A 5,521-nucleotide genomic window follows, 5' to 3' on the forward strand; every position below is an offset into this window, starting at 1 on the left:
AAGGTTCGAGTCGAGTCAAGGTTCGGGTCGGGTCACGGCGCGAGTCGGATCATGGTGGGTGGCATTCGTGTCGTCTCTTGGGCAGATTGCCTTTGGCTGAGCGCCTGTTCTGCCAAGATTTCGTTGGCATTCCAGGGGTCTGGAGTCGAGGATCGGGGGAGGGCCGCCCAGGATGCAGTCAGAGTGCCCAGCGAAGGCCATTCAATGCCCACCCGATGGCTGCGCTGAGATGCGGAGATCATCGGGTGCCGGGAAAGCTGGGGTAACCGGGTGCCGGGGAATGGGGGAAGTGCCCGGAATGCGATTCGAACGCACGACACCCGCTTTAGGAGAGCGGTGCTCTATCCCCTGAGCTACCCGGGCAACGGATGACCATTGTACACGCGTCCCCGCAGGGGAGTCGTCGTGCCATGAAGGGGCCTGTTGCTTTTCCGCGACGGCCTTTCGTAAGACGAGCACTCCCGTATTCGAGCTGCGCGCATCCCGTCCTTTTCGCGGATCATGGACTTTCGATGGTATGTGGCTCGTGTCATCTGAAGCCTCGAATCTTCCTTTGATGATCGTGTGGGGGTCTTGGAATCCCCGATGCACGGCTGGGTATTCTGACGCTTCCCGTGCAGGGGTTCTCGAGTGCCCTGAGCCTCGTCCCGTGCGGGAATCGGGTGGGTTCGCCCTCCGGTTCCCGCACGTCGTCGTATGCGCGCTACGGTGGGCGGCATTCCCCAGGAAGGTGGTCGCCCATGGGTCGTTCGTCGCGCAGCTCGTCATCGAGGTCGTCGTCGCAAGTGAGGACGACCCACGGCGAATCGGCAGCGATCGGCTCCGCCCGCCATGAGCTCCTTCGGCGGGCCGCGACGGATGAAACCGGAGAGGCGCGCTCGCGGAGGCGTTCCGCGGCATCGGCCGGAGACCCGGGTCCCTCCCGCGGTCTGGAATACTCCCGTGTGGGAGGGGAGCCCCGTCGCCATCGCCTTCTCGGGGCGTTGGCGGGACTGGCCACGCTGCTGGCCGTCGTCTCGGTCGTCGCCCGCGAGCTTCCCGCGGACCTGCAGTCCCTTCCCTATGTCCCCGTCCTCGTCTCGGCCACCCCCTGGTTCGCCCTGGCCGCCCTGGCCGGTCTCATCCTCGGGCTTCTGTCCCGGCGTTGGATGGTCGCCCTGCTCGCGCTGTGCTGCCTCGTGGCCCAGGCCTGGTGGCAGCGGCCCTTCCTCCAGGCCTCGGCGACGCTGTCCTCCACGACGACGCAGGCCGTGGCCTCGGCGGATGCGAAGACGGATGACGACGCCGCCCGCGTCATGACCTTCAACGTGTACAAGGGGCGTGCCGACGTCCAGCAGATCGTCGACCTCGTCCGGGATCAGCGAGTGGAGGTCCTGGCGCTGCAGGAGACGACGGACTCCTTCGTCGAGGCGCTCGAGAGTGCGGGCATCGGCGATTATCTGCCGTATTCGAAGGTGTCCTCCTCGGACGGCGTCTATGGCAACGGCCTGTGGTCGGCGACGCCGCTGAAAAGTCCCTCCGACGACGACGTGGACTCCAGCTCCTCGTTCATGCCGGGAGGCACCGTCGAATTCGCCAACGGACGGAGCATCCGCTTCGTCTCGGTGCACACCACCTCGCCCAAGTCCGGCTACTGGACGCAGTGGAGAACGTCCCTCGAGGAGGTGGCGCGTATGCGGTCGAAAACGGGTGTCCGCTACGTGCTCATGGGGGATTTCAATTCCACCGTGGATCACACCCCGTTCCGGGATGTGCTGGGTGACCGCTTCACTGATGCGGCCGAGCAGGCCGGCGAGGGGCTCAAACTCACCTGGCCAGCGAACAGGCGCTGGATTCCGGCCTTCTGCGGCATCGACCACGTCGTCATGGACAAGGGCATCGTCGCGGGACAGGTCGAGACCGTGAAGGTCACCGGCTCGGACCATCGGGCTTTGCTCGCCACTCTGCAGATCGACGCTGAATAGAGAGAGGAACGGAGAAGGAGTAGGCGAGCAGGGAGAAAAAGAAGAGAAGAAGAGAGCGAGGCGGCGGAACGGAGAATCGACGCCGAGCTCGCACTCGCAGTCCAGGGAACGGGCATCCGTCTTCCCGGCGTGGCCATCTCATCATGGTCATTGCAGTCATTGCAGTCATTGCAAGGGGAGGGAGATTGTCCTCTGGAGTCGCTCCGCTTCCTGGCGAGCCTCTCGGAGGTCGCTACTCCAGGTTCGACTGCGTGCCCGCGGTGTCCGCGGTGGACTGCTGCTGGGCCGCGGCGGCGTCGAGCCTCCTGCGCACGTCGTCAAGCAGTCCCTGCGCCCTCGCGGCAAGAGCCTCCCCGATCTCCCACTGCCTGATCGACTGGTCGAGATTCAGTCCGCCGGTCTCCAGCGAGCGCACGACGGCGATAAGGCGGTCGCGCGCCTGCTCGTAGGGGAGCGCGGCGATTTCCGCGCGCTCGGCCTCGGTCAGTCCCGACCGCGCGCCTGCGTCCTGGGCCTGGCCTGCTGCGGAATCCGTGGCGCCGGCCGCATCCTCGTGGGTCATCCCATCCGCCGTGGTCGTTGAGTCCGTCATGACTGCTCCTTGTTGTTGGTTATCGGTTATTGGGGTTCCGGCTGCCGTTCACATCCGTTCGCGAGATTCGCGGACGAGATCCGGCTGCCTGATTCCTCGACTGTCCCTTTGCGCGCCCGCTGATCGCCGGGGGACCGGCCGCGACGCCGTCTCCGGCCGTCGCCATGCCCGCGGCCGGCGGATGCCGCCGTTATCCGTCATGACGTCCGTGCGCGGGCCGGACGGACGTGGTCGTGGCCTCGAGCCCGCCACTGCGAAGGATGATCTCCACCGTCTCGCCGATGCCGACCTGCGACGCATCGTCCAGGACATTGCCGGAAGCGTTCTGCACGACGGCGTATCCGCGGTCGAGCGTCGCCTGGGGGCTCAGGGCCCTGAGGGACGCGTGCAGCTTCTCCACCGTCAGCGAGGCGTCGTCGACGATCCGGGTGAGCCCGTAGGTCATGCGCTGGCGGGCATCGTCGAGAAGCCGCTGATGCGGCTCGAGCATCGTCTGCGGGTGGGTGAGGCTGGGGCGGGTGGCGTAGCCCTCGACCAGTCGGGTCTCGGTGTCGATGCGGGCGCGCGTGCGGAGTCTGATCTGGCCCAGGGCGTCCTCGATCAGCTGCCACTGCTCGCGCACGTCGGGGACCACCTTCTTCGCCGCATCCGTCGGCGTCGAGGCGCGCAGGTCGGCCGCCAGGTCGATGAGGGTCCAGTCGTCCTCATGTCCGATGGCCGAGATGATGGGCGTGACGCATGCGGCCGTCGCCCGCACGACCCCCTCGTCGGAGAAGCCGATGAGATCCTCGAAGCTGCCGCCGCCGCGGGCCACGATGATGACGTCCACGTCCGGGTCGGCGTCCAGCCTTTCGATGGCGGCGATGACGTCCGGCGGGCACTGGGCGCCCTGGACGTGCGCATGGATGACCTGGAAACGCACGGCCGGCCAGCGCAGGTTGACGTTGGTGATGACGTCGCCCTCGGCGCGCGCCTGCGGGGCGCAGATAAGCCCGATGCATCGGGGGAACTCGGGGATGGGGATCTTGCGGTCATCGTCGAACAGACCCTCGCCCTTGAGACGTCGACGCAGGGCGTCGATCATGGCCTTGAGGTCGCCGGTTCCCACGCGGCGTATGTCGTCGGCGAGGAAGCTCAGACGCGTCGCCTTCATCCAGATGTCCCCGCGGCCGTGGACGACCACGCGGTCGCCCTGGCGGAAGTCGCGGGCCTTGGCGACGAAGTCCCGGAAGCCCATGACGGGCAGCGACACCTCCTCGGCGTCGTCGCGCAGGGTGATGTAGCCGCTGGTGGAGCGGCGCATGTTGATTTCCACGATCTGGCCCTGCACCCAGGCGGTCGGCCAGCGTGTGACGGCGTCGTGGAACTTGCGGCTGATGACGCTGACGGGCCAGGGATTCTCCGGAGTGGTGTCCCGGGCCAGGCGGGGCAGACGGGCCGGGTCGGCGGCGGTGGGCGCCGGACCCGTCTCGGCGTCCACCTCGGTGCCCGATCCATCCGCGTGAAGGGGGTGTGCGCTGGAGAAGGTCATGCCCCCCACGTTCTCGCGACGAAAGGACATCGGGATGGCGAAAAGGACCTGCGTCGGGAGAGTTGTCGTCCGGGGACGGGAGGCTTCGAAGGCGTCGCCGTCGCGGCTCCGGCCGCGGCCCGCAGCGACACGCGGGAGACGAGGAACCGATGGTCGCGTTGGCGCATGATTCCGCCAAAAATCACTATATCTTGGGTTGGAATGCCTGTTGCGACACTAGATATCGGTCGCCGGATGTCGTAGATTCATAGGTGACGCAAACTTACACGACTGTAGTTTGGTATGCCCGGGAGGGTTCCGGGATGAGGGTTTTGGTCACACAGGGTTTCAGGAGGTACACGATGGGCACGCAGGTTCTCGGGGACGTCGACGAGCGGACGGCGGCGGGCGCGGTGCTGGTGGAGAAGCGCGACGGCCGCGTCGTCGACTTCGACCCCATCAACATCATCGCGGCGGTCAAGTCCGCGTTCGAGGACCTCGGCAAAACCGTCGGCCCGCAGGAGGAGCAGGTCATCCGCGAGCTCGCCGACAGGGTGGAGGCCGAGGTCAAGGAGCGCTACAACGGCCCCGCCAAGATCGAGGACATCCAGAACCTCGTCGAGCACGGCCTCATCGAGGATCACCTCTACGACGTGGCACGCAGCTACACCGCCTACCGTCTCAACAAGGACATCGACCGCGCCAAGGCCACGGACATCAACGAGGCCGTCAGCCGCCTCGTCAACCGCGACGAGAGCCTCGTCCGCGAGAACGCCAACAAGGACTCCAACGTCTACGCCACGCAGCGCGACCTTCTCGCCGGCGCCGTATCGAAGGCCTCGGCGTTCTCGATGCTCCCCGATGCGGTCTCCAACGCCCATATGAAGGGCGACATCCACTTCCACGACGCCGACTACTCGCCGTTCACGGCCATGACGAACTGCTCGCTGCCCGACTTCGGCGACATGCTCGCCCATGGCTTCGCCCTCGGCAACGCGATGATGGACTCCCCGAAGTCCATCGGCACCGCCGCCACGCAGATCACGCAGATCATCAAGGACATCGCCGGCGCCCAGTACGGCGGCCAGACCGTCAACCGCGCCGACGAGATGCTTGAGCCCTATGCGCGTCTCGACTATCGCAAGCATCTGCGCATGGCCCATGCGCTCATCCCCGACTCCATGCCCGTCGAGGCGGTGCGCGACATGGTGCGTGGGCTCAAGGCCCAGGAGCCCGACGGCCTGCACTTCGAGGACCGCGAGCCGCTGCCCATGGACGAGCCCTTCCACGCCGACGCGCCCGAGATGGAACGCCTGCGCGAGGTCTACGCGAAGATCATGACCCGCAAGGCCATCTACGACGCGATGCAGACCATGGAGTACCAGATCAACTCCAACCGCGTCTCGAACGGGCAGACGCCGTTCGTCACCGTCGGGTTCGGTCTGGGCACCTCAT

The 5,521-nt window shown here is 66.5% G+C and carries 4 protein-coding genes and 1 tRNA gene; 2 read left to right on the forward strand and 3 right to left on the reverse strand.

Annotated elements, in window-relative coordinates:
* Positions 1–290 precede the first annotated feature (290 nt).
* Positions 291–363, reverse strand: a tRNA-Arg gene (locus RWX87_RS06400).
* A gap of 377 nt (positions 364–740) precedes the next feature.
* Here RWX87_RS06400 and RWX87_RS06405 point away from each other — a divergent pair.
* Entirely contained in the window at positions 741–1,964 is a 1,224-nt protein-coding gene (locus tag RWX87_RS06405) for an endonuclease/exonuclease/phosphatase family protein (protein WP_314688745.1), read from the forward strand.
* Between the two features lie 232 nt (positions 1,965–2,196).
* On the opposite strand, the gene RWX87_RS06410 is transcribed toward RWX87_RS06405, so the two are convergent.
* Entirely contained in the window at positions 2,197–2,556 is a 360-nt protein-coding gene (locus RWX87_RS06410; protein ID WP_399552330.1) for an exodeoxyribonuclease VII small subunit, read from the reverse strand.
* Between the two features lie 190 nt (positions 2,557–2,746).
* Positions 2,747–4,117: an exodeoxyribonuclease VII large subunit gene (gene xseA, locus RWX87_RS06415; protein ID WP_399552331.1), complete on the reverse strand. Its 1,371-nt coding sequence runs from the start codon at positions 4,115–4,117 to the stop codon at positions 2,747–2,749.
* A 311-nt stretch (positions 4,118–4,428) separates the two neighbouring features.
* Between xseA and nrdD the strand changes: the two genes are divergently transcribed.
* Positions 4,429–5,521, forward strand: a 1,093-nt coding sequence (nrdD, locus tag RWX87_RS06420; protein WP_314688747.1) for an anaerobic ribonucleoside-triphosphate reductase, incomplete at its 3' end; no start/stop codon positions are given.

Source organism: uncultured Bifidobacterium sp. (assembly GCF_963540075.1).
Lineage (GTDB): Bacteria > Actinomycetota > Actinomycetes > Actinomycetales > Bifidobacteriaceae > Bifidobacterium.

Excerpts from the sequence above, each read along its gene's own strand:
- RWX87_RS06405 (WP_314688745.1), top strand. The coding sequence starts at position 741 with ATGGGTCGTTCGTCGCGCAGCTCGTCATCGAGGTCGTCGTCGCAAGTG.
- RWX87_RS06410 (WP_399552330.1), bottom strand. The coding sequence starts at position 2,556 with ATGACGGACTCAACGACCACGGCGGATGGGATGACCCACGAGGATGCG.
- xseA (WP_399552331.1), bottom strand. The coding sequence starts at position 4,117 with ATGTCCTTTCGTCGCGAGAACGTGGGGGGCATGACCTTCTCCAGCGCA.